The sequence below is a fragment of the Dyella jiangningensis genome (genome assembly GCF_003264855.1).
Classification (GTDB): domain Bacteria; phylum Pseudomonadota; class Gammaproteobacteria; order Xanthomonadales; family Rhodanobacteraceae; genus Dyella; species Dyella jiangningensis_C.
Genome location: NZ_NFZS01000001.1, coordinates 1602224 through 1623759 on the forward strand (window position 1 = coordinate 1602224; position 21536 = coordinate 1623759).

The 21536-nt window shown below is 64.7% G+C and carries 25 protein-coding genes; 13 read left to right on the forward strand and 12 right to left on the reverse strand.

The annotated features are described in order from the left end of the window. Positions 1 to 19 precede the first annotated feature (19 nt). The 4 genes from CA260_RS07160 (at position 20) to CA260_RS07175 (ending at position 3422) form a co-directional block, all read left to right on the forward strand. A complete protein-coding gene (locus CA260_RS07160; protein ID WP_238149635.1) occupies positions 20 to 973 on the forward strand; it encodes a LysR family transcriptional regulator in 954 nt (317 codons plus the stop codon). 105 nt (positions 974 to 1078) lie between these two features. Continuing rightward, positions 1079 to 1789: an SDR family NAD(P)-dependent oxidoreductase gene (locus CA260_RS07165; RefSeq protein ID WP_111981812.1), complete on the forward strand. Its 711-nt coding sequence runs from the start codon at positions 1079 to 1081 to the stop codon at positions 1787 to 1789. Between the two features lie 52 nt (positions 1790 to 1841). Continuing rightward, positions 1842 to 2078: a tautomerase family protein gene (locus CA260_RS07170; RefSeq protein WP_111981815.1), complete on the forward strand. Its 237-nt coding sequence runs from the start codon at positions 1842 to 1844 to the stop codon at positions 2076 to 2078. A 153-nt stretch (positions 2079 to 2231) separates the two neighbouring features. Then, complete coding sequence (locus tag CA260_RS07175; RefSeq protein WP_111981819.1) at positions 2232 to 3422, forward strand: YbfB/YjiJ family MFS transporter; 1191 nt, start codon at positions 2232 to 2234, stop codon at positions 3420 to 3422. Positions 3423 to 3444: 22 nt separating this feature from the next. On the opposite strand, the gene CA260_RS07180 is transcribed toward CA260_RS07175, so the two are convergent. The 8 genes from CA260_RS07180 to CA260_RS07215 all read right to left on the reverse strand — a co-directional run bounded on the left by CA260_RS07180 (position 3445) and on the right by CA260_RS07215 (position 7876). Next, positions 3445 to 3765: a hypothetical protein gene (locus CA260_RS07180; RefSeq protein ID WP_111981824.1), complete on the reverse strand. Its 321-nt coding sequence runs from the start codon at positions 3763 to 3765 to the stop codon at positions 3445 to 3447. A gap of 78 nt (positions 3766 to 3843) precedes the next feature. Next, positions 3844 to 4647 (reverse strand): DNA-binding domain-containing protein, encoded by an 804-nt coding sequence (locus tag CA260_RS07185; RefSeq protein ID WP_111981828.1) that lies wholly within the window; start codon positions 4645 to 4647, stop codon positions 3844 to 3846. Next, positions 4644 to 5489 (reverse strand): DUF692 domain-containing protein, encoded by an 846-nt coding sequence (locus CA260_RS07190; RefSeq protein WP_111981833.1) that lies wholly within the window; start codon positions 5487 to 5489, stop codon positions 4644 to 4646. The genes CA260_RS07185 and CA260_RS07190 overlap by 4 nt, the downstream gene beginning before the upstream one ends. A gap of 53 nt (positions 5490 to 5542) precedes the next feature. Next, a complete protein-coding gene (locus CA260_RS07195) occupies positions 5543 to 5830 on the reverse strand; it encodes a hypothetical protein (RefSeq protein ID WP_111981837.1) in 288 nt (95 codons plus the stop codon). A 40-nt stretch (positions 5831 to 5870) separates the two neighbouring features. Further along, a complete protein-coding gene (locus CA260_RS07200; protein ID WP_111981842.1) occupies positions 5871 to 6626 on the reverse strand; it encodes an alpha/beta fold hydrolase in 756 nt (251 codons plus the stop codon). 49 nt (positions 6627 to 6675) lie between these two features. Continuing rightward, a complete protein-coding gene (locus CA260_RS07205; protein WP_172461740.1) occupies positions 6676 to 7155 on the reverse strand; it encodes a DoxX family protein in 480 nt (159 codons plus the stop codon). After that, on the reverse strand, positions 7152 to 7427 hold the full coding sequence (locus tag CA260_RS07210) for a DUF2282 domain-containing protein (RefSeq protein WP_111981846.1): 276 nt from the start codon (positions 7425 to 7427) through the stop codon (positions 7152 to 7154). The genes CA260_RS07205 and CA260_RS07210 overlap by 4 nt, the downstream gene beginning before the upstream one ends. A gap of 38 nt (positions 7428 to 7465) precedes the next feature. Then, positions 7466 to 7876 carry an organic hydroperoxide resistance protein gene (locus tag CA260_RS07215; protein ID WP_111981851.1) on the reverse strand — a complete coding sequence of 137 codons (411 nt, stop codon included), beginning with the start codon at positions 7874 to 7876 and terminating at the stop codon, positions 7466 to 7468. Positions 7877 to 8180: 304 nt separating this feature from the next. Here CA260_RS07215 and CA260_RS07220 point away from each other — a divergent pair, with 304 nt between their 5' ends. From CA260_RS07220 to CA260_RS07230, 3 genes are read left to right on the forward strand one after another with little or no spacing between them, the layout of a single operon-like run. Continuing rightward, positions 8181 to 8723, forward strand: coding sequence for a thioredoxin family protein (locus CA260_RS07220; RefSeq protein WP_111981855.1), 543 nt, complete (start codon positions 8181 to 8183; stop codon positions 8721 to 8723). 40 nt (positions 8724 to 8763) lie between these two features. Beyond that, positions 8764 to 9504, forward strand: coding sequence for a response regulator (locus CA260_RS07225; RefSeq protein WP_111981860.1), 741 nt, complete (start codon positions 8764 to 8766; stop codon positions 9502 to 9504). Further along, a complete protein-coding gene (locus tag CA260_RS07230) occupies positions 9501 to 10817 on the forward strand; it encodes a sensor histidine kinase (protein WP_111981865.1) in 1317 nt (438 codons plus the stop codon). The genes CA260_RS07225 and CA260_RS07230 overlap by 4 nt, the downstream gene beginning before the upstream one ends. A 54-nt stretch (positions 10818 to 10871) precedes the next feature. Here the strand turns inward: CA260_RS07230 and CA260_RS07235 are convergent, their stop codons facing one another. Beyond that, positions 10872 to 11684 carry an SDR family NAD(P)-dependent oxidoreductase gene (locus tag CA260_RS07235; RefSeq protein WP_111981867.1) on the reverse strand — a complete coding sequence of 271 codons (813 nt, stop codon included), beginning with the start codon at positions 11682 to 11684 and terminating at the stop codon, positions 10872 to 10874. Positions 11685 to 11802: 118 nt separating this feature from the next. Between CA260_RS07235 and CA260_RS07240 the strand changes: the two genes are divergently transcribed. Further along, entirely contained in the window at positions 11803 to 12741 is a 939-nt protein-coding gene (locus CA260_RS07240) for a GlxA family transcriptional regulator (RefSeq protein ID WP_111981869.1), read from the forward strand. A 221-nt stretch (positions 12742 to 12962) separates the two neighbouring features. On the opposite strand, the gene CA260_RS07250 is transcribed toward CA260_RS07240, so the two are convergent. The 3 genes from CA260_RS07250 to CA260_RS07260 form a co-directional block, all read right to left on the reverse strand. After that, complete coding sequence (locus tag CA260_RS07250; RefSeq protein WP_111981872.1) at positions 12963 to 13553, reverse strand: DUF899 family protein; 591 nt, start codon at positions 13551 to 13553, stop codon at positions 12963 to 12965. Positions 13554 to 13572: 19 nt separating this feature from the next. Next, complete coding sequence (locus CA260_RS07255; RefSeq protein ID WP_111981874.1) at positions 13573 to 14277, reverse strand: DUF899 domain-containing protein; 705 nt, start codon at positions 14275 to 14277, stop codon at positions 13573 to 13575. Between the two features lie 63 nt (positions 14278 to 14340). Next, positions 14341 to 14790: an ArsR/SmtB family transcription factor gene (locus CA260_RS07260; protein WP_111981876.1), complete on the reverse strand. Its 450-nt coding sequence runs from the start codon at positions 14788 to 14790 to the stop codon at positions 14341 to 14343. A 226-nt stretch (positions 14791 to 15016) separates the two neighbouring features. Here CA260_RS07260 and CA260_RS07265 point away from each other — a divergent pair, with 226 nt between their 5' ends. From CA260_RS07265 to CA260_RS07285, 5 genes are all read left to right on the forward strand, one after another. Beyond that, positions 15017 to 16054: an alpha/beta fold hydrolase gene (locus tag CA260_RS07265; protein WP_238149636.1), complete on the forward strand. Its 1038-nt coding sequence runs from the start codon at positions 15017 to 15019 to the stop codon at positions 16052 to 16054. Positions 16055 to 16416: 362 nt separating this feature from the next. Continuing rightward, positions 16417 to 16857, forward strand: coding sequence for a hypothetical protein (locus CA260_RS07270; RefSeq protein WP_111981878.1), 441 nt, complete (start codon positions 16417 to 16419; stop codon positions 16855 to 16857). Positions 16858 to 17274: 417 nt separating this feature from the next. Continuing rightward, complete coding sequence (locus CA260_RS07275; RefSeq protein ID WP_111981880.1) at positions 17275 to 17610, forward strand: high-potential iron-sulfur protein; 336 nt, start codon at positions 17275 to 17277, stop codon at positions 17608 to 17610. Between the two features lie 123 nt (positions 17611 to 17733). After that, positions 17734 to 18855 (forward strand): DmsE family decaheme c-type cytochrome, encoded by a 1122-nt coding sequence (locus CA260_RS07280; protein ID WP_111981882.1) that lies wholly within the window; start codon positions 17734 to 17736, stop codon positions 18853 to 18855. 25 nt (positions 18856 to 18880) lie between these two features. Next, on the forward strand, positions 18881 to 21526 hold the full coding sequence (locus CA260_RS07285; protein ID WP_172461741.1) for an MtrB/PioB family outer membrane beta-barrel protein: 2646 nt from the start codon (positions 18881 to 18883) through the stop codon (positions 21524 to 21526). Positions 21527 to 21536 lie beyond the last annotated feature (10 nt).

Below are 21536 nucleotides of genomic sequence, written 5' to 3' on the forward strand. Positions count from 1 at the left end.
TATGGATCGTCTCGACGCCATGAAAGTCTTCGTCGCCGCGCTCGACGAGGGCAGCCTCGCCGGGGCGAGCCGCAAGACAGGACGCTCGGCCGCAGCGGTGAGTCGCGCCATCGCCTTTCTCGAGGAGCACGTGGGCGTGCCCTTGCTGCACCGGACCACGCGTTCGCTCAAGCTGAGCGAGGCGGGCGAGCGGTATGCGGCGGCTTGCCGAAAGGTACTGGCCGATCTCGAAGAGGCGGATCGCAACGCCGCCGGCGAGCGCTCGGTGCCGCGCGGCACGCTGACCATCACTTCGACCGTGTTTGCCGGCGTGGAGATCCTGCGTTCCATCGTCGATGCCTTCATGGACGAGTACCCGACCGTCAGCGTGCGCATGCACATGCTGGAGCGGCCGGTGAACCTGATCGACGAGGGCATGGACCTCGCGCTGCGCATCACGCATCTGGCCGATTCGTCGCTGGTGGCGCAGCGCGTCGGCGAGGTGCGTCGCGTGGTCGTGGCGTCGCCGCGCTACCTGGCGACGCATCCACGCATCAAGGAGCCCGCCGATCTCGCCAAGCATGCCATCGTGACCATGGCGCACATGGGCCAGGATTCGTGGAGCTTTCCTCCGCAGGAAGGTTCTTCGGTGCCGCGCGCGGTGTCGTTCACGCCGCGGCTGGTGATCAACAACGTGCGTGGCGCGATTTCCTCGGTGGTGGATGGCCATGGTGTGTCGCGACTGTTGTCCTATCACGTGGCGCCGGAGATAAACCGCGGCGAGCTGCGCATCGTGCTGGCCGACGCCGAGCCCGCGGCCATACCGGTGAATCTCGTATCGCCCTTCGGTCGCCTGGCGGTGCCCAAGGTGCGTGCCTTCGCGGATTTCGCCCTGCCGCGTCTTCGTGCCCAGTTCGCGGCGCTCATGCCTGCGCCGGAAACATCGCCATCGACGCCGATTCGTACGCGGCGCGGAAGAATGTCTGCCGGATAGCAGGGATTCGCTAATCGCTGTTGCACGCCTAGATTCGTGGCCGTCGGACCTGTCGGCCCGATCGGCATCACGCCGACATCCATGAATCTTCGGAGTCAACACATCATGAACAACGCACGCAAAGTGGTCGTCGTCACCGGCGCCTCGCAAGGCATCGGCGCCGGCCTGGTACAGGCATTCCGCGATCGCGACTATCGCGTCGTCGCCAATTCGCGCTCCATCAAGCCCTCGAACGATCCGGACATTCTGGCGGTGGCGGGCGACGTCGCCGACCCGGACGTGGCCAGGCGCATCGTGAGCGAGGCCATGGCGCGCTTCGGCCGCATCGACACGCTGGTCAACAATGCCGGCATCTTCATGGCCAAGCCGTTCACGGCGTATACCGCCGAGGACTACACCAATACGCTGTCGGTCAACCTGAATGGCTTCTTCCATATCACGCAGGCGGCGCTCAGCGAGATGGAGAAGCAGGGCAGCGGCCACGTGGTCAATGTCACCACCAGCCTCACCGATCATGCGATCGACGGCGTGCCGTCGGTACTTGCCTCGCTGACCAAGGGCGGCCTCAACTCGGCCACGAAGTCACTGGCGGTCGAGTACGCCAAGCGCGGCATCCGCGTGAACGCCGTCTCGCCTGGCGTGATCAAGACGCCGATGCATGCGCCCGAGACGCACGAGTGGCTCGCCGCGCTGCATCCAGTGAACCGCCTCGGTGAGATCAACGATGTCGCACAGGCGGTCATCTTCCTCGAAAGCGCAAGCTTCGTGACCGGTGAAATCCTGCACGTCGACGGCGGCCAGAGCGCGGGCCATTGATGCTTCACTGGGCGGACGTTCGCGTCCGCCACCCGCCCCACGGAGAACGAACATGCCTTTCGTCAACATCAAGGTCACACGCGAGGGAGCGGCCCCCGGTCGCAGCTCGGTTGCGCCCGAGGAGAAGGCGGCGCTGATCAAGGGTGTCAGCGAATTGTTGCTGCACGTGTTGGACAAACCGCTGGACTCCACCTTCGTCGTGATCGATGAAGTAGAGATGGAGAACTGGGGTTGGGGCGGGTTGCCCGCCGCCGAGTTCCGCAGGCAACGAGCCGCCGGCAAATCCTAATCCCCCCTCCCGCCCCATCGCTGCTTGCCGGCTGTGCGCAACGGCGACGTGAGTGGCATCCGGCCTCACGCGTGGCCCTGGGGTCGCCCGATCGTCGATACCCACAGGGTTTGTTGCCAGGGATGGTCATTCACTCGTCTGGAAGTCATCTTCATGCATGCGTCTTCGTCCAGCAGCTGGCGCGCCACGCTCGCCGGCTTGAGCGCCAGTCTTGTCGGTATCGGGCTGGCGCGTTTTGCGTATACGCCGTTGTTGCCCGCGATCATCGATGCGCATTGGTTCGCGGCGTCGGCCGCGGCGTATCTCGGCGCGGCCAATCTGGCCGGCTATCTCGCGGGTGCGGTGCTTGCACGTGGCATGGCGCGCCGGATGGGCGCGGCGGCAGCCATCCGGTTGATGATGGTCGTCGCCACGCTGGCTTTGCTTGCCTGCGCGCTGCCGGTGTCCTTTATCTGGTTCTTCAGCTGGCGCTTCGCATCAGGTTTCGCCGGTGGCGTCTTGATGGTGCTGGCGGCGCCGACGGTGCTTCCACGGGTGCCGCCGTCACGGCGCGGGCTTGCTGGTGGCGTGATCTTCATGGGCGTAGGCGTGGGCATCGCGTTGTCGGGCACGCTCGTTCCGTTGCTGCTTCGCGAGGGGCTGACCATTACCTGGCTTGGCTTGGGCGCGATGGCGGCGCTGCTCACGCTTGCCTCGTGGAGCAGCTGGCCACGGGAAGGCGTTCACGAGACCACCACCTCGCCACACGCGCCCATGCACGGCAACAGCAGATTGCGCGTGCTCTATGCGGGTTATGGACTCAACGCCGTCGGCCTGGTGCCGCACATGATCTTCCTGGTTGATTTCGTGGCGCACGGGCTCGGCCTGGGTCTGCATGCGGGTGCCGCGTACTGGGTGATGTTCGGCATCGGCGCGTTGATCGGGCCATTGGCCACGGGACATCTGGCCGATCGCACGGGATTCGGACCCGCCTTGCGCCTTGCCTTCCTGATCGAAGCCGTGGCGGTGCTGCTGCCTGCCTTGGGGCTGGGGCAGTTCGCGCTCATGGTATCGAGCGTGGTGGTCGGTGCCTTCACTCCGGGTATCGTGCCGCTGGCCCTCGGGCGTGTGCATGAACTGCTGCCGCATCATGCCGAGGATCAGAAGGCGGCGTGGAGCGCAGCCACCACCAGCTTCGCGGTACTGCAGGCCACGGCCGCCTACGGCATGTCGTTCCTGTTCGCGCACAACGGCGGCGAGTATCCGTGGCTGTTCGTCATCGGTGCGACAGCCATGGTGCTGGCCCTCGCGATCGATCTCGTCGCCGCCGTCGCCGGGGCCGGGCGGCGTTTCCCGGTGACCTGACGCCTGGCGTGCGTGGTGTGGCTCAGAGTGGCTGGTCCGAGGACGTGGCGACGGTCGATGCCAGCTTGTTGACCGGGGCATCGTTCGCCACGTCGACCGGTTGAGGAGCCAGCTGCGAGGGATAGTCGACATTCCAGTCGACGCGATCGCCGGCCTCGCCACGATGCGGGTCCGGCAGCAGCCTGGACTGCACGGCCACCTGGTAAGTCGCCGCTGACGGCTGCTGCACGGCCTCGTCGGCCATCGCGAGGTGGGAGACGCCGAGCGCGACAGCGCCCAACAACAATGCGTTGATCACGCGGCGAGGGAGGGGCGGGGTCCGGGTGGAAGGCGAAAGGTTCATGATGAGCTCCAGGGGATGTGGGGGATGAAGCGTGGTGTGAGGCGATGCCTAGGTTCTTCGTTGCTAAGGCGTGAGCGGTTACATGGCGGCGGGCGATGTCGCGTGATCGATGTCGAGCGTTTCGCCGCCTTCATCGCCGTGGATCTCGACGACGATGCCCGCCGCGATCCACTCGGCGAGCAGGGTGCCCGCCTTGGCGATGCCGGCTTCCTCACCGAGGTGGTCGACCAGGCTCTCGCACAGCGAGGCGAAGCGATCGTCGTCGCACAGCGAGCTGATCGCCGCGAACTCGATGGCGTCGATCGGCTTCAACTGGCAAGAGAAGCCACGCCGCCACGCGATGAGGCCCGCAGGCACGTCCAGCATCGCGCCGTCGGGAGCCTCGACACCGTCCTGCCATGCAGACCACACGGCGTAGGCGTTCGTCGTGGCCGGCCGTTCGCGCAACGAGGCGTTGAGCGCGAGACGGGCATTGTCCCAATCAACCTGCGCCAGCGTGCTTGGCGGCATGAGCGCGGTATCCGTGGCGACGAACGCTTCCGACAGCGCCCATTCGATCCACGCCAGCTCGTGCAGGTCGGGATGATCCGGGAAGCGTTCGCGCAGCGTGTCGCCGAAATCGGCGCCATACGCATCGAGCGTCCAGGCGTGTGGCGGATGATCGTCGATATGCGCGACGGCCAACTGGCGAAAGGCATCGGCGCCCATGCGAGCCAGAAGGAGGGGGTAGCTCGCTTCCAGGCAGCCCACCAGTTGGACGCGGTAGTTGTTCTGGTAGACGGTGAGTCCGTGCGCGGCACCTGCGTCCAGGTGCTGCTCGACGGCAGCGGACGAAGTCACCAGCCACTGCCGGAAATCGCGTTGGAGTTCGGCGAGCTTCATGCCGCCTCCGCCACGTCGCGCGAGCGGCAGGCGATATCGCGCGCCGTGTCGAGTTCGTCGAGAAGGTCTGCCAGCGGCGGAATCGCTCCGTCGCGTTCGATCATGGTGGCCACGGGGCCGAGGCGCAACATGGCTTTCGCATACAGCGACCACACGTCGTCGTTCACCGCTTGGTCGTGCGTATCGATCAGCAGTCCATCGCCTTGCGTATGACCGGCCAAATGGATCTGCCGCACGCGATCAGCCGGAATGCCGTGCAGATAGACGTCCGCGTCCCAGCCATGGTTCTGCGTGCTGACGAAGATGTTGTTGATGTCGAGCAGCAGTCCGCAGCCGGTACGCCTGGACATCTCGTTGAGGAATTCCCACTCGGCCATGGTCGATGCCTCGAAGGTGAGGTAGCTCGACGGGTTTTCGAACAGCATCGAGCGGCCCATCGCCTCCTGCGCCATATCGATGTTCCGGCACACCACGGCAAGGGTTTCCTCGGTGTAAGGCAGCGGCAGCAGGTCGTGCGAGTTGAAATGCGCAAAGCGCGACCAGCTCAGGTGATCGGACACGAACAGCGGTTCGATGCGATCCACCAACGTGCGCAGGCGACGCAGGTAGCCGGGGTTGAGCCCATCGGCCGAACCGATCGACATCGACACGCCATGCAGGGCCACCGGATGCTTCTCGCGCACGCGGCGCAGGATGTCCAGCGGCTGCCCGCCGTCCACCATGAAGTTTTCCGAGATCACTTCGACGAAATCGACGGGCACGTCGCCGTCGAGGAAATCGCGGTAATGCTCCCGGCGCAGGCCCAGGCCAAAACCAGCGAACGTCGGTGGGGGATTGAACATGGCGTGCTCCGAAAGGCTGGATAGGGAAGGGACCCGGGCGGGCCCCGTGCGGCTTACTGCTTGGGTTCGGTGAGCGTGCCGCCGGCGGCGAGGCAGGCGCTCTTGGTCTTCACGACGACACCCTGGCCCTTGCAATCATTGAGGCCCTTGCAGTCGTGCTTGGCGGTGGCGCAGAGGCTCTCGCCCTTGCAGGAATTGACGCCGTAGCAGCGGCCCGGCTCTTCCTTCTGCACGCCCTGGTCGGCGGCGCGCACCGGCGAGGCGATGGAGGCAACGGCGAGGGCGACGAGGGCGGCGGCAGCGGCGAAGCTGGTGCGGGGTTTGATGGCGATCGTGCTCATGGGATGGTTCCTTGGTGGTGGGTCGAGGAGGGAGGGGGACTTACTTGACGCTCTTGGCGGCGTCTTCGATCACTTTCGCGACCGCTTCGGGCTGCGAGATGTAGACGACGTGGCTGGCCTTGATTTCGGTGACCTTGGAGCCGGCGCGCTGGTACATCCAGCGCTGCAGGTCGGGGCTGAGCGCGTGGTCGTCGGTGGTCACCACGGCCCAGGTGGGCTTGCTGTGCCACGCGGCGACAGCCATCGTGGTGCCGAACGCGGCGGCGGTGGCCGGCACCTGCGACACCGCCATGAAGTCGGTGCGATTCCTGGTGAGATCACCGGCGAAATCGGTACCGAACTTCTTCGCATCGAAGTAGAGATGGCCATCGCGCGTCGGCACCACGTCATTGCTCGGCGCCGGCATCGAGCCGACCAGCTGCGAGAGGCTCTCGCCGACATCCGGCTGCAGCGCGGCGACGTACACCAGCGCCTTCACCTTGTCGCGATTGCCGGCCTCGGTGATCACCGTGCCGCCGTAGCTGTGGCCGACCAGCACGACCGGACCATCCTGGCGACGGATCAGTTCACGCGCCTGCTCGACGTCGTCGGCCAGCGATTCGATATGAGGCTGCGCGACGGTGACGGTGTAGCCCTTGTGGATGAGGATGTCGTGGACGACGCGCCAGCCGGAGCCGTCGACGAAGGCGCCCGGCACGATGACGATGTTCTTTACGCTAGTTGGCGCGGCATCGGCGGCGAAGGCCGGTGCGGTGGAGGCCATCAGCGCGATGGCGACAAACAGCAGCTTGCGCATGGAGTGCGTTCCTTGAGTCTGGATCAGAAGAGAGAGAGGGAGCGGAAGCTCAGTGCCGTTCGCGCCGTGCATGCCAGAGGTGGTCGAGCGACCAGTCACCGGCACCGCGCAACACCAGCGGCAACAGCAGGGCCGCCCAGCTGAGGTGCGTGGGCCACGCATCGGGATAGACGAAGATCTCGATCACCAGCGTCATCGCCAACAGGGCCAGCGCAGACATCCGCGTGAACAGGCCGAGCACCAGCAGCAGGGGAAACAGGTGTTCGGCGCCGGTGGCAAGTCGAGCTGCCCAGTCCGACGGAATCAGCGGCAACGCGTATTCCGAGGCGAACAGCTCGTAGGTCGACGGCTTGATCGAAAGGAAACCTTCGACCTTGGTGCGGCCCGACTGGAAGAACACCGCGGCAATGCCCAGGCGCGCCACCAGCGGTATCAGCGCGTCGGGTAACCGGTGCGATCCGCGGGCAGCCAGCGACGGAGCGTCGCTGGCCGGCAAAGCGGGCGACCACGTCCGCTCCGCGGTGTTCACGACTTGGCCTCGAGGGAGCCGTGCCCCTTGGGCGTCTCGATAGTGGTGCAGGTGCCCTTCTTGACCAGTACCCAGGCATTGCCCTGGTAGTCGACCTTGGAGGTACCCGCGCAGGTGGTGCCAGGGCCGGCGGCGCAATCGTTCTTGCCGGCCTGGGCAACGCCGTAGCATTTTTCCATCGGGGTCTTGGCTTCGTCGGCGTGGACGGAACCGGCGAGCGCGGCGAGGCTCAGGGCAAACGAGGCGGCAAGGGCGGCGTGCGTACGCTTCATGGGGCGATCCTTTGGTGATGGGTGAGTGAGGTGTGGATTCAGACGAGCGTGATCGTGACGTCGATGTTTCCGCGGGTGGCCTTGGAGTACGGGCAGGTCTGGTGCGCGGCGTCGATCAGCGACTGCGCAACGGCGCGGTCGAGACCCGGCAGCGACACGGCAAGGCGTGCCTGCAGGACGTAACCGCTCTCGCCATTGGCCAGGTCGATCTCGGCGGACACGGCGGTGCCGGCGGGCAGGGCGATCTTGTTGGCGCGGGCCGCCAGGGTCATTGCGCCGATGAAGCAGGCCGACCAGCCCGCGCCAAACAGCTGCTCCGGGTTGGTGCCGGTGCCGCTGGAGCCGGGCGTCGAAAGCTTGATGTCGAGGCGACCATCGTCGCTGCGGCTCTGGCCGTCGCGGCCGCCGGTGGTATGGGTCTTGCCGGTGTAGAGGATGGTGCTGGACATGGCGGTTTTCCTTGGGAGTGGGTGGTCATGGCTGGTGATCAGCCGGTGTGCATAGGAAACCGTCGGCGGGTATCCCTCGTGTGTCCCGCGATGGGCCAAAACGCATCGAAATGTGTAGTTGCGGGCGTTGGATACATTTGGATACAAGTCCGCCGCGCCCGGCGTCGCTGGCGCCCTGGGCGCTTGTACAAAGCGATACAAAAAGCCTGTTCGGCCGACATGCCCGGGATAAACGGGGTTGTTCCAATGCATGCACACAGGATGCGCACCCGCCGCGCGTCCACTGCCTATGGAGACCCCGACCATGATTTCCCTTCGTTACGCAGCCGCCGCCCTCGCCCTCGTGGCGGCACTGTTCGCCGCCTGGCCCGGTACCGGCAGCGTCGCCAACGCCGGCACGCCCGTTGCCCAGGCAACAGCCCCCGATTTCACCGGCGCCACGCGCTGGTTCAACTCGTCACCGCTGTCCATGGATCAACTGAGGGGCAAGGTGGTGCTGGTGGAGTTCTGGACGCGCGAATGCATCAATTGCCTTCACGTGCTGCCGCACACCAAGGAGCTCTATCAGCGCTACGCAGGCGATGGCTTGGTCGTGGTCGGCGTGCACACGCCCGAGTACGACGAAGAACGCGATCCCGCCGCGTTGAAGGCAGCCATCCAGCGCCTGGGCATCACCTATCCGGTGGCCCAGGACAACGAGAGCCATGTGTGGAATGCCTACGGCAACCAGTTCTGGCCAGCCATCTATCTGATCGATCAGAACGGGAAGGTGGTGTATCGCCACGTGGGTGAGGGAAACTACGAGCAGACCGAGGCCGCTGTCCGCAAGCTGCTGGGCAAGGCCTGACTCACGCACCACCGCACGCCATCCAACCAACGGAGACGGCATGGAACATGTCGATCACATCCTCGTCGTCGATGACGACCACGGCATCCGCACCGGCATCGTGGACTACCTGCGCAAGAACGGCCTGCGCGCGACCCCGGCCGCCGATGGACGGGAGATGTTCGCGCAGCTGGATACCTCGGCGTTCGACCTGGTCGTGCTCGACATCATGATGCCGGGCGACGATGGCCTGGTGCTGTGCCGCAACCTGCGCAGCGGCAAGCATCGCCACGTGCCCGTCGTGCTGCTGACGGCGCGTGACGATGAAACCGATCGCATCATCGGCCTGGAAATGGGCGCGGACGACTATGTCACCAAGCCGTTCTCGCCGCGCGAACTGCTGGCGCGCATCAAGGCGGTGATTCGCCGTACGCGCATGCTGCCACCGAACCTGCGCGTCACCGAAACCAGCGAAACGATCTCGTTCGGCCGCTGGCGCCTGGACACCACCGCGCGTCATCTGCTGGACGAGGACGGCACGGTGGTGTCGCTGAGCGGCGCGGAGTTCCGACTGCTGCGCGTGTTCCTCGATCACCCGCAACGCGTGCTCTCGCGCGACCAGCTGCTCAACCTCACGCAGGGCAGGGACGCAGAGTTGTTCGACCGCTCCATCGATCTGCTGGTGAGCCGCCTGCGCCAACGCCTGCTCGACGGCGCCAGGGATCAGGCCTACATCAAGACCGTGCGCAGCGAAGGCTACGTGTTCAGCATGCCGGTGACCGTGCACGGGCCGGGCGCATGAACGTGGCTGCCGCACCGAGCCGGCACTGGCTGCCGCCCAGCATGGCCGCGCGCCTGTACCTCATCATTTTCGCCGGGCTGATGCTGGCGCAGGGCCTGTCGTTCGCGCTGCTGTACTTCGAGCGCATGCAGAGCGCGACGGCGGTGATGTTCAATACGCTGGAGCACGACGTCGGCACGTCCGTCGCCGTGTTCGACCGGCTGCCGGCCGACGAACGCCCGCGCTGGCTCAACCGGCTGGAGCGCGACAACTACTTCTACATCCTCGGCGCCGGCGCGCCGGGGCACACGCTGGCGACGCAACGATCGAAGGGCGCGGTGGACATGATCGCCCGTGAAGTCGGCCCCGATTACCACGTCTACGGCAACACTACGTCCATGTCGCCGGAACGCTACCAGGTGCACTTCACCCTGCACGATGGCGCGCCGCTGACGCTGGAGATCACGCCGCATATGAAGCCCGTGGCCTCCTGGCTGCCGTTCGTGTTCGTGCTGCAGGTGGTGTTGCTGCTGCTGTGTACCTGGTTCGCCGTGCGACTGGCGACGCGCCCGCTGGCCACGCTGGCCGAAGCCGCCGATGCGATGAAGCCCACGGCCGACGGCCCGCGCATGTCGCAGGACGGCCCCACCGAAGTGGCGCGCGCGGCGCGGGCGTTCAACACCATGCAGGACCGCATCGCCCAGCACCTTAAGGAGCGCCTGCACATCCTCGCGTCCATCTCGCACGACCTGCAGACGCCGATCACGCGCATGCGCCTGCATGTGGAGGCGCTGGACGAATCGCCCGAGCAGGACAAGCTGCTGGATGACCTGCGCGAGATGGAACACCTCGTGCGCGAGGGCGTGGCCTATGCGCGCAGTGCGCATGGTGGGGCGGAAACGCCGGTGCGCATCAATCTCGGCTCGTTCCTGGAAAGCCTCGCGTTCGACTATCAGGACGTCGGGCAACCGGTGTCGCTGTCGGGCACCATCGATGGCACGTCCATGGTGCGCGCGCAGGCGCTGCGGCGCGTGCTCGGCAATCTGGTGGACAACGCGATCAAGTACGGCGGCTCGGCGGAGATCGGCGCGAAGCGCGATCCGCAAGGCGCGTTGTGCATCACCGTGTCCGATCGCGGTCCGGGCATTCCCGAAGGCGAACTCGAACGCGTGCTGCAGCCGTTCTACCGGTTGGAGTCTTCGCGCAATCGCAACACGGGCGGCTCGGGCCTGGGATTGGCGATTGCCGCGCAGTTGACCAGCTCCATCGGCGGACAACTGACATTGAGCCGTCGCGACGGCGGTGGGCTCACCGCAACGGTGTCGCTGCCCTGACCACGATGCGCTCCCCGCAAGGAGCGCATCGTTCCCGGTTCCGCGTATCGAGACTCAGGCGACCTGTTTGCGGGCCACGCCGTAGCGTGCCGCAGGCTGGGCATGCGACAGGTTCGGCGCCAGCTGTTGGCGCGCGCCTTCGAATGCGGACCAGTCGGCCGCGTTGGGCAGCGCGGGAATGGTGACGAGTTCACCCTGGTCGAGGCCGGCCAGCGAGGCGTCGACCATGTCTTCCGAACTCATCACGATCTGGGTCGGCAGATGTTCGATCGGCACGCCGGCCACGCCCCAGAACTCGGTTGCGGTGGCGCCCGGCAACACCGCCTGCACGCGCACACCCTTGCCGGACAGCTCGTGATGCAGCGATTGGGTGAAAGCAAGCACGAACGCCTTGGTGCCGCCGTACACGCCGTTGAGCAGCTCGGGAGCAATGGCCACGATCGACGCGATGTTGATGATGGTGCCGCCGCCACGCGCCACCAGGCCCGGTGCCGCCGCGTGGGTGAGACGCGTCAGTGCGCTCACGTTGAGCGAGATCATCTCCTCCATCTTGTCGATGTCCGAGTCGAGCAGCGGCGCACCGGCGCCGAAACCCGCGTTGTTCACCAGTGTCGTGATGCTCTGGTCCTTGCGCAGTAGCTCTTCGACCCGGGCCAGCTCGGCCTTGTTGTTCAGGTCGGCAGGGAAGATCTGGACCGAGCGCCCGGTGGCGTCGGTGAGGTGCTTCGCCAGCCGGTTGAGACGATCGCGATTGCGCGCCACGAGGATGAGGTCGTAGCCGCGGCGGGCCAGGCGGTCGGCGTAGACGGCGCCAATGCCGGAAGAAGCACCGGTAATGAGGGCGGTGCCGAGGTGTCGGGTGTTCATGAATGAGGCTCCAAGTGGCCGGCGGTATGCCGGTTTCCCTGGCGGCTGTTGTACGCTGGCCCCGGAATGGCTTAAATGTCGTATATGCCACGTTTCAGGACATCGTCCGGAGGGCGCCATGCAGCGCATCGGTTTCGTCGTGTTTCCCGGCTTCCAGGTCATGAGCCTGGCGGCCGCCTCCGTGTTCGAGTTCGCCAATATCACCCTCGAGAAAACGGCCTATCGCATCAGCCACGTGTCGGAGCAGGGTGGCATGATCGCCAGCTCGCTCGGCATGGCCATGCAGACCGAGCCGTTTGCACGCAAGCGTTTCGACACCTTGCTGGTGTGCGGCGGCACCGGTGTCCCCGAAACGACGCCCGGGCTGGTCGAGTTCGTGCGACGCTCGGCGAGGCACACGCGTCGCGTGGCGGCCATCTGCACCGGCGCTTTCATCCTCGGCGAGGCGGGCTTGCTCGACGGTCGCCGCGCCACCACGCACTGGATGCTGGCGCGCGAACTGCAGCAGCGGTTGCCGAAGGTGAAGGTGGAAGACGACCGCATCTTCATCATCGACGGCGACATCTGGACGTCCGCAGGCATGAGCGCCGGCATCGACCTCGCCCTGGCCATGGTGGAAAAGGATCATGGCGCCGACGTGGCGCATCGCGTCGCGCAGCAGCTGGTGGTGTATCACCGTCGTGCGGGCGGGCAGTCGCAGTTTTCCGCGCTGCTGGAGCTGGAGCCCAAGTCCGACCGCATCCAGAGCGCGCTCAGCTACGCGCGAAGCCACCTGCAGTCCGAACTGTCGGTCGAAGAACTCGCCGCCGTGGCGAACCTCAGCCCGCGCCAGTTCAGCCGCAGCTTCCGCGCCGAAACCGGGCAGTCGCCGGCGAAGGCCATCGAACACCTGCGCGTGGAAGCGGCCCGCCTGATGATGGAGCAGAGCCGCCATCCCGTCGAAGTAGTGGCGCGCGAAACCGGTTTCGCCGATCGCGAACGCATGCGCCGCGCCTTCGTACGCGCCTTCGGCCAGCCGCCGCAAGCGATACGCCGGCTGGCCTCTGCGGTCGCGTGAGGCTCAGCTTCCGTTCGGACGGCTATCCATGCGGATGGCCGGTATGCCGCGCGTGCCATTGCCTCGCTGCGGCGCCTGGTTTTCGCCAGGAATGACGGTGGTTTTCTTCCTGCGTCCCAAGCTCCGCAACGACACGGCGGTGATACCGCCGGCCGAGCCGGCACCACCAAGGACGAGCAGCAACGTTCCAATGCAAGCGGGACACATGGCGCGTTCTCCTCTCAGTGGCTGGAACAGCACGAGGGCTTCTTCGCGACACGCGGCCAGTCGCCGACGCCACCGGGCAGCATGTCGAAGAAATGCCAGAGCGAGCAGAAGTCGTCGCCGGGGCTGAAGCCGGTGTCCGACACGCGCGTGATCGCCTCGCCGTCGCGCCGGAACACGGACACGCCCGGCAGCCATCCACCGCTATGGGACACATAGCCCATGTCGGCCGCGAAGCTGCTGCCTTCATGGCTCACGATGGGAAACTTCCAGCCGCGGCTTTCGGCGAACTTCTTCTGCACGCCGGGGCGATCGGGGCTGGTGACCACGAAGCCTGCGCGCGAGACCACGTGCTGGTGGATGCCGTTGTAGCCATCCGCCCATAGCGTGCAGTACGAACAGGCCGCGCCCATGTTGTGGATGACGATGAGGTCTTCGTGGTCGCCGAACAGTTCGGATAGGCGCACGCTGCCATCGAACGTGGCGAACGCGTAGTCGTTCACTTTCTCCGGTTCCACCGTCGCGAGCGTCTCGCGCATCTTTTCCCGAATGTCGGAGATCTGCCGGCGGTAGTCGGCCAGCTTTCCGTTGACGTCTGCGTATTTCATGGTGATCTCCTCGTGCGGCTCAGCTTTCGTAGGCGATGCGATGCTTCAGCCACGCCATGGGGTAGGGCAGGTCGTCCTCGTCGCGGCCCTTGGGCGCGATGTCGAGGTAGTGATAGGCGGTGTTGAACATGTCCACGCCACGGCCATAGGTGGAATAGGTGTGGAAGATGGCATCGCCCTGCTTGATGAAGGCGCTGACGCCCGGCATTTCGGGGCCTTTGACCATCATTGATCCGTAGTTGTAGGGCGCACTTTCGTGCTCGGCCGACGGCGGCGGAAACGACACGCCGTAGTCGAAGTTGAAGTCGCTGCCGGCCGAGGACACCCATTTGAACGTCCAGCCGAACTTGCGCGCCTGCGCCTGCAGCTTGTGCAGCGGCCCGCGCGAGACGGCCACCATCGACACGTCGCGCTGGTTGAGATGCGGGGTGATGCCGTTGAAGTTGTCCGCCCAGAACGAGCAGCTTTTACAACCGATCTCCCAATCGGGCGCGTACATGAAGTGATAGACGATGAGCTGGCTGTGCTTGCCGAAAAGATCGGCCAGCGTTTCCGTGCCGTGCTCGCCTTCGAACGCATAGTCCTTGTCGATGCGTTCCCACGGCAGCTCGCGGCGTTCGCGGCTCAGCTCATCGCGCAGGCGGGTGAATTCCTTTTCCTTGGCGAGAAAGCGCTTGCGTGCTTCGAGCCAGTCTTCGTGGTTCACGATCTGATGCATGGCCATGACAACCTCCAATACGGGTGGGGAGGCCGGCGCCGGATTCGTACGCATCGCGCACGGCGCCGGTCATTGCTTGCGTGGGGTGCGTTTCTTGGCTTGCTTGCGAGTCGGGGTGGATGTCGGCGAGGCGGCCTTGCGCTCGTCGATGTCCGCAAGCGTGGCGGCGAGCAGGTCGAACTGCTGCTGCCAGTACTTGCTGTAGCGATTCATCCAGACGGCGGCATCGAGCAGGGGACCCGCGTCGAGGCTGCAACGGCTGATGCGTCCGGTGCGCTCCTGCTGGATCAATCCAGCCCGCACCAGCACCTGGATATGGCGAGACACCGCCTGCAGCGACACATCGAACGCTGCCGCGATCTCGGACACCAGCAGCGCCTGGCCATCGAGCTGTTCCAGGATCTGCCGGCGAATGGGATCGGACAGCGCGAAGAACACCTGGTCCAGGCGCGACTGCGCCAGTTCCGGATCAAACCCGGTGTCGGTAACGGCCTGCAGCGGCTGACGGATATTCACCATGGGTGTTTAATATCAACATATAGGTTGATTGTCAACAAATATGTTGAGTTTCTTTAGGGCATCGCCTGTGGCCGGCGGAAAAGTCCCTTTCTAGCCACTATTTCGAGAAGGGGAGCTTCGGCCAGGTTGTCCTCGCTGATGCCGCAAAGAACTTTCCGCCTGGGGCTGGGTCCACCCAACGGTGCCTGTCGGCTCGCCGAGCTGCCACCGATGGAGGGAGAGCATCGTGAACAGGAAATCCCGGGAAGTGCTTCGCATCACCGTGCTCGCCGCGCTGGCCGGCGCCTGTACGATTTCGGCCGCAAAGGACCCGATGGTTCCGCAGCGCATTCCGGACAGCTATGCCCAGGCGGGCTCCCTGATAGACATCGGCCGGGGACGCCAGCTCAACCTCCGTTGCACCGGCCAGGGAGCGCGGACGGTGATCCTCGAAGCGGGCTCGCACGCCGACACCACCACGTGGTTCAAGGTCCAGCCTCTGGTCGCGACGTTTGCCAAGGTGTGTTCGTACGACCGCGCCGGCTATGGCTTCAGTAGCGAAGGACCGATGCCACGCAACCTCGACGCCGACGTGTCGGACCTTCACGATCTGATCGCTCGCGCGGGCCTCAAGACGCCGGTGGTCCTGGTCGGGCATTCGCTGGGCAGCAACATCGCAAGGCGCTATGCCCAAATGCATGCGGGCGACGTGAGCGGGATGGTGCTCGTCGACCCACCCGCGCAGGATGTGGCGGCTTTTGCCCCCGAGTGGTCGAAGGACGAGGAGGCGATGAACGCCCACCGATTCGACTTCATCCGCCAATGCCTGGCAGGCGCGGAAAAGGGTCAGCTTGCCTCGCCGCCCGCAGAACTCCAGCGCTGCACGGCGGCGCCCAATTCGCTCGCCAGCGAAAAGGTCAATGCAGTCGTCGCTGCCTACAAATACAAACCTGCCTTCTGGCGGACCCTGCTGTCCGAGCTTCAGGACAACGCCGTCGTCTTCAGCAAGCCGGTTTCTCCCCAGGAAACCGCCGGTCAGCTTCCGCTGATCGTGCTGGCCGCCTCCGATGCCCAGGCCGGTGCGCCACCGGATGTCCGCAAAGCACTCGAAGCAGCCACCGAAAAGACCCAGGCCCGGATAGCGGCCACCTCCAGCCGAGGCGAGCGACAAGTCGTCGCCAACTCCTCGCACGACATGCAGCTCGACCAGCCGGAGGCCATTGCCAAAGCGGTAGAGAAGGTCTTGAAAGAAGCAGGTACGGCAGAAAACAGCCGGGCGCAATGATCAGAAGATGGCTGCGATGTTGATGCGCGCGCTGCTTATGCGGCTTGGCCGAAATACCTCTTTGGTTCCTCCGGCGGGGCAGCCTGGCTTCAACCTCGATTCCGGCCTCACGCCATCCTCACGTAAGCATGCGGCAGGGTCCGCTTCCACCCGAAGTGGATCCTTCGATCCAGCCAGACATGGCTGATGGCCAAGGCGGCTGCGTAAAACTACGGTTTGCTGGAGCACCTCTTTGCGGGACGATGAGCTGCCGCGGTCGCATGGGCGTGCAAGGCCGATGGTCTTTCCAAGGTCATCATCAGGCTTTGCTGTTGCACACGACTGCCAGCCCGAACTTTCACCCTCAGTCACGGAGTCATCTCATGAAAGCTCGACGACTCGTTCGGACGTCCATCGTGCTGTGCGCGCTGACCCTCTCCCAGGTCGTCAGTGCCGCTGACCTGGAATGCACCATGCGATTCAGCCTGTCCGGCTGGTCGGTGATCTACAAGCACACCAGCGGCAAAGGCGTGGTTACGTGCAAGAACGGTCAAACCATGAAGGTGAAGATCGAGACTCACGGCGGTGGACTGACGGCCGGCAAATCGCGCATTGACAATGGCGTCGGCAACTTCAGCGATATCAACAAAATAAGCGATGTTCTGGGTACCTACGCACAGGCAGATGCCAGCGCGGGAGCCGTGAAATCGGGCACTGCACAGGTGCTCACCAAGGGTGAGGTCTCACTTGCACTATCAGGCGCGGGCCAGGGTATCGATCTCGGCATCAGCGTCGGCGGCCTGACGATTTCGGAAGACAAGTAGCGCAGGGGCTTTCCTCGAAAAGGTTTGAGTAAAACCGACGCGCCAGCAAGGACAGCCTCACGCCGGAAGCCGACCATGTCTCACGGGTCCGCTTCCGGTAGGGAAGCGCTCGCGTCCAGCGAAAACCGGCCGTGCTCCATGGTTTTACGCAATGACATGCCACGGATTTTCCCACGGGATCTCCGTCTGCACCCGCACGTGCCACGTACGCCTGACTCCGCTTGATACCGGGTCGGCCGTCCCGGCTGCCCCCCACCTCCACATCCCTTTAAACCAATTCGCGCGCGAACGGCACATACGGGTGTCATGCCTGCCCGATGGAGCGATTCGCGCCAGGGGTGGTGCTGTCTTCTGTCTCGCTGAGGCACGCATGCTTGATCGTGCAGGCGGGCATCCACCCCTTGGGAGGAGGTGCACATGGTTTCATCGGGAGATTCCCATGTCGTCGCTCGTCGCCGTTTTTTGAAGCTTGCTGCTGCAAGCAGCGCGGTCACGGGCGTTGCGATGTTCGTGCCGGGCCTTCTTCGTGCTGCCGACCTGCCGCATCTGGATCCCTCGGACGCCACGGCCAAGGCACTTGGATACGTGGAGGACGCCTCTGCCACGACGAACGCGCAGCACAAGGCGGGAGATGCGTGTGCCAATTGCCAGTTCTACTCCGGCGGGCCGACGGGCTATGGGCCCTGCCAGATATTTGCGGGGAAATCCGTTAGCGCGAAGGGCTGGTGCGCGTCCCATAGCCCGAAGAAGTAGTAGTGCCCTAGGCGCAAGCGTTCCCGGATGAACTCTTGCCACCCTGTCCAGTGCACTGAGGCGCTGGACGATCGATGAACGACCGTTGCCCCAGGAACGGTCAGGCGGTGACGTGGGAGAGTCATGCGTACTTTTCGGGGATCGCTCGCGGTTCTATGGACATACCTGTTGGTCATGGTCGCGCTATGGGCCATGAACTCCGCGGTGCTTGCCCAGCAGGCACCACCGAGGAGCGGAGACAGCACCAAGCTCACGCAGAGCGACATCGATCGCATGCTCCCGCCGACCGATATGGGCGCGGGCGTTCATGCATCGAAGGAGGCGTCTCCGTCGACGGCATCGATGAGTACCGGCCCCGCCACGCCTTTCGATTCGGCACACATTCCCAACAACCCGTCCGCACCCAACGCCCAGGCGATTGGCGCGAAGACGTGCAATGCATGCCACGCGCTGGAGGACCTCCACGCTTCGCACGCCATGCATGTGCAGTCGTTCCAGGTGGGCGCGGCGAACACCGGGCCGCAGGCGGCGTGCGAGGCATGTCATGGCCCGGGTTCCGATCACGCGAAGAATCCCACGGCCAAGGGCTCGATCATCGCGTTCACGCACGGCAGCGCGAGCACGCCGGAGACACAGACGGCCGTGTGCCTCGGCTGTCATACCGGCGGCGCGAGGCAGCACTGGCTGGGGTCCGTGCATGAAGCGCGCGGCCTGTCGTGTACCGATTGCCACAATCCGATGGTGCGCTACTCCGCGGAAGGCGCGCTGGCGAAGTCGTCCATCAACCAGGTTTGCGCTACCTGCCATCAGGATGTCCTCGCCAAATTCAATCGACGCTCGCATATGCCGCTGCCCGAAGGGCAGATGGCGTGCACCGATTGCCACAACCCTCATGGTTCGGTCACCCGGCCGCTGCTGAAGACCGACACCGTCAACGATACCTGCTACTCGTGTCATGCCGAGAAGCGTGGTCCCTTCATTTTCGAACACGCGCCGGTACGCGAGAACTGCCTCAATTGCCACGATCCGCATGGATCGAACCAGCAGACGCTGCTGGTGCTGCCGATGCCGATGCTGTGCCAGCAATGCCACACCATGAGCGGACACCCCAACGACCTGCAGACGCGGCAGAGCATGCGCAACGGCCTGACCCCAGACGAGCGCCTGATGGGGCGAGCCTGCGTGACCTGTCACACCAACATCCATGGGTCCAACAACCCCAGCGGATCCATGTTCCATCAATAGCGAGCGGCCGAGCGAGGAGGCAGCGGTGCCGAAACAACATCCTCTGGCCACGGGCCTTGTGTGGTGCGCGACATCGGCGCTCGCGCTGCCCGGCGTGGCGTCGGCACAGTTCGATTCGAGCGACACGCAGCGTGTGGGCAATACGCAGTTCGGCAACAACCTGGATCCCACGGGGTGGGCGTCGATGCAGACAGCCGATCCCATGGGCATGTCGTACCTGCATCCTGATCAGTTGCGGACGCCAACGGGCTCGCTGTATCCCTATCCGTCGGCGGCGCCCACCGAAGCGCCCATGGGGCAGGGCGACTGGACCTACCACTGGCTGCTGCAGTTTGGTTACCTGCACACCAGCGGCGATCGCAACGCGGAATTCTTCCAGCAGTACTCGGCGTGGAAGGATGCCGGTGCCTTGGGCATGCTTGCCTTCGATGCGCTCAATCGAAAGACTGGCCAGTACGTCGAGTTCCGGGGCAGCCGCATCAACGACGACAACCAGTATTACCGGCTGCGAATGGGCGCGTATGGCAGCTATCGCGTCGAAGCGTTCTTCCGTGACATTCCCCATGTGCTCAGCACCGACGCCTATCCACTGTGGAATGGCGTGGGTTCCACCCACCTGACCTTGCCTGCGGGCATCACGCCGGGCGCAAGCAGCCAGGCGCAGGTGGCGGCCATCGAGGCGGATCGTGCGCGCCGCACGCTGCAGGTCACGCGCGAAAGCGAAGGCGTGAGCTGGGAGGGCATGCTGGGCAAGGACTGGATCGGCTACGCCGGCGTGACCAACGAAAACCGCCGCGGTCAGCGCGATTGGGGCGGTTCGATGTTCTTCAGCTACTACTACACCGCGCCAGGCCCCGGCGGCCCGGGAACGCCAGGCATACCGGGAACCGGAGGCGGGCAGAACGAAACCGTGCGTCCCGTCGATTTCACTACGACCGACATCAACATCGGGATGCGCAACAAGGCGGGCGCCGCCGGCTGGCGATTCAATTTCACCATGACCGCTTCCTTCTTCCGCGATCACAAGGACCAGCTCAGCTTCGTCGCACCGTTCACTCCGATTCCCGGGCCGGCATCGGCCATCACCGGCGGCACGTTTTCGCTGGAGCCGGACAACAACTACTACAACGTGCGACTGGAAGGATCGCACCCGCTGTCGTTCTGGCGCGGCGAGTTCTCCGCCACGGCGTCCTACGGCAGCATGCGCCAGAACGATGCGCTGCAGGCACCGCTCAACCCTGCGTTCTGTCCCACCGGCCAATTCATCGGAACCACCGGCATCGCTTGCGCCAACTGGAATACGACCGCCGCGCTATCACAGCAGAATGGCGACGCGCGCATCGATACCGGTCTGGTGAACCTGCGCGCGAGCTTCCGACCGCTGGCGAACTTGAATACGTACATCAATGTCCGGTGGCATGGCGAGAACAACATGACTCGCTACACCATGTACAACCCGCTGACCGGCCAGTACGGCTTTCTCCACGAAAACGGTTCGCAGACGCTGGTGGTCGGCAACCTCGAAGCCGGGCTGTTCCAGGCCGGCAATCCGCTGTATCAGTCGTATTTCACCCAGTTCGCCAATATTCCCTACAGCTACAACGAGCGGCAGGGTGAAGTCGGCGGCACCTATCAGGTGAACAACCGCAACTCGCTGGGGCTTACCTACACGATCGACCGCAAGACACCCCAACAGAGGGAGCGCACGTACCTCAACGACCAGCACCTGAAGCTGACCTGGGACTCGCACGCGCTGGGCGAGAGCACGCTGCGTTTCAGCTACGAGTACGAGAAGCGCACCGGCAGTCCGTACAACTACTTCCCGTACATGCCGTGGTATTCGCCATCGCTGCCGGGGTTCGTGCAGGACCAGCTGGGCATCCTCGCCTACACGGTCAGCCAGATGTACAAGTACGACATGAGCGACCTCAAGGCGAGCAAGCTCAAGGCGATCATCACGACGCCGCTGGGCAACACCGCGACACTCACCACCACGGTCTACGGCAACCGCAACCAGTACGGCGCCCAGATCGGTCGCCAGTCGGCCAGCACCACCGGCGCCGACGTCTCGTTCGACTGGACGCCTTCCGCCAGCACCACGTTCAACGGCTACTTGAGCATGGAGTCCTCGCGCATCAAGCAGGGCAACGTGGCGGACAACGAGTCGCTGATGGATCAATCGCCGCAGCAGGCTAATACGCAGTTCGGCGGGCCGATGTATCCCTTTGCCAATGCATGGACGGCTACCGACACCGAGAAAGACGCCAACATCGGCGCCACTGTCAGTCACGTCTTCACGCCAAGGGTCAGGCTCGACGTCGGCTACAACTACACCTACTCGCGTGGCGTGAACGGTTACGACTTTGCAAGCACGGGCGCGATCACGCCGGGTTACCTGTCCATCCTGACCACGGCGTCCATCGGCAACAGTTTTCCCGCCAACATCTATCGGCTGCAGACGCTCACCGCCAACCTCAACCTGGCCTTGACGCCGCGGGTAGGGCTGCGGTTGTACGGCCAATATGGTTTTGGACGCTACGCCGATTGGCACTACACAGGATTCGACGCGCCAGGCGACCTCGTGATCGGCAACCGCGTCTATACCGATCTCGGCCCACAGACGCGTTGGCATGCGGCCGTGCTCGGCGCCTTCGTCACGCTGAAGCTATGAGGAGGCGAAG

Excerpts from the sequence above, each read along its gene's own strand:
- CA260_RS07220 (WP_111981855.1), top strand. The coding sequence starts at position 8,181 with ATGATTTCCCTTCGTTACGCAGCCGCCGCCCTCGCCCTCGTGGCGGCA.
- CA260_RS07190 (WP_111981833.1), bottom strand. The coding sequence starts at position 5,489 with ATGTTCAATCCCCCACCGACGTTCGCTGGTTTTGGCCTGGGCCTGCGC.
- CA260_RS07165 (WP_111981812.1), top strand. The coding sequence starts at position 1,079 with ATGAACAACGCACGCAAAGTGGTCGTCGTCACCGGCGCCTCGCAAGGC.
- CA260_RS07280 (WP_111981882.1), top strand. The coding sequence starts at position 17,734 with ATGCGTACTTTTCGGGGATCGCTCGCGGTTCTATGGACATACCTGTTG.
- CA260_RS07195 (WP_111981837.1), bottom strand. The coding sequence starts at position 5,830 with ATGAGCACGATCGCCATCAAACCCCGCACCAGCTTCGCCGCTGCCGCC.
- CA260_RS07175 (WP_111981819.1), top strand. The coding sequence starts at position 2,232 with ATGCATGCGTCTTCGTCCAGCAGCTGGCGCGCCACGCTCGCCGGCTTG.
- CA260_RS07260 (WP_111981876.1), bottom strand. The coding sequence starts at position 14,790 with ATGGTGAATATCCGTCAGCCGCTGCAGGCCGTTACCGACACCGGGTTT.
- CA260_RS07235 (WP_111981867.1), bottom strand. The coding sequence starts at position 11,684 with ATGAACACCCGACACCTCGGCACCGCCCTCATTACCGGTGCTTCTTCC.
- CA260_RS07270 (WP_111981878.1), top strand. The coding sequence starts at position 16,417 with ATGAAAGCTCGACGACTCGTTCGGACGTCCATCGTGCTGTGCGCGCTG.
- CA260_RS07215 (WP_111981851.1), bottom strand. The coding sequence starts at position 7,876 with ATGTCCAGCACCATCCTCTACACCGGCAAGACCCATACCACCGGCGGC.
- CA260_RS07170 (WP_111981815.1), top strand. The coding sequence starts at position 1,842 with ATGCCTTTCGTCAACATCAAGGTCACACGCGAGGGAGCGGCCCCCGGT.
- CA260_RS07240 (WP_111981869.1), top strand. The coding sequence starts at position 11,803 with ATGCAGCGCATCGGTTTCGTCGTGTTTCCCGGCTTCCAGGTCATGAGC.
- CA260_RS07255 (WP_111981874.1), bottom strand. The coding sequence starts at position 14,277 with ATGGCCATGCATCAGATCGTGAACCACGAAGACTGGCTCGAAGCACGC.
- CA260_RS07200 (WP_111981842.1), bottom strand. The coding sequence starts at position 6,626 with ATGCGCAAGCTGCTGTTTGTCGCCATCGCGCTGATGGCCTCCACCGCA.
- CA260_RS07230 (WP_111981865.1), top strand. The coding sequence starts at position 9,501 with ATGAACGTGGCTGCCGCACCGAGCCGGCACTGGCTGCCGCCCAGCATG.
- CA260_RS07275 (WP_111981880.1), top strand. The coding sequence starts at position 17,275 with ATGGTTTCATCGGGAGATTCCCATGTCGTCGCTCGTCGCCGTTTTTTG.
- CA260_RS07160 (WP_238149635.1), top strand. The coding sequence starts at position 20 with ATGAAAGTCTTCGTCGCCGCGCTCGACGAGGGCAGCCTCGCCGGGGCG.
- CA260_RS07225 (WP_111981860.1), top strand. The coding sequence starts at position 8,764 with ATGGAACATGTCGATCACATCCTCGTCGTCGATGACGACCACGGCATC.
- CA260_RS07180 (WP_111981824.1), bottom strand. The coding sequence starts at position 3,765 with ATGAACCTTTCGCCTTCCACCCGGACCCCGCCCCTCCCTCGCCGCGTG.
- CA260_RS07185 (WP_111981828.1), bottom strand. The coding sequence starts at position 4,647 with ATGAAGCTCGCCGAACTCCAACGCGATTTCCGGCAGTGGCTGGTGACT.
- CA260_RS07210 (WP_111981846.1), bottom strand. The coding sequence starts at position 7,427 with ATGAAGCGTACGCACGCCGCCCTTGCCGCCTCGTTTGCCCTGAGCCTC.
- CA260_RS07250 (WP_111981872.1), bottom strand. The coding sequence starts at position 13,553 with ATGAAATACGCAGACGTCAACGGAAAGCTGGCCGACTACCGCCGGCAG.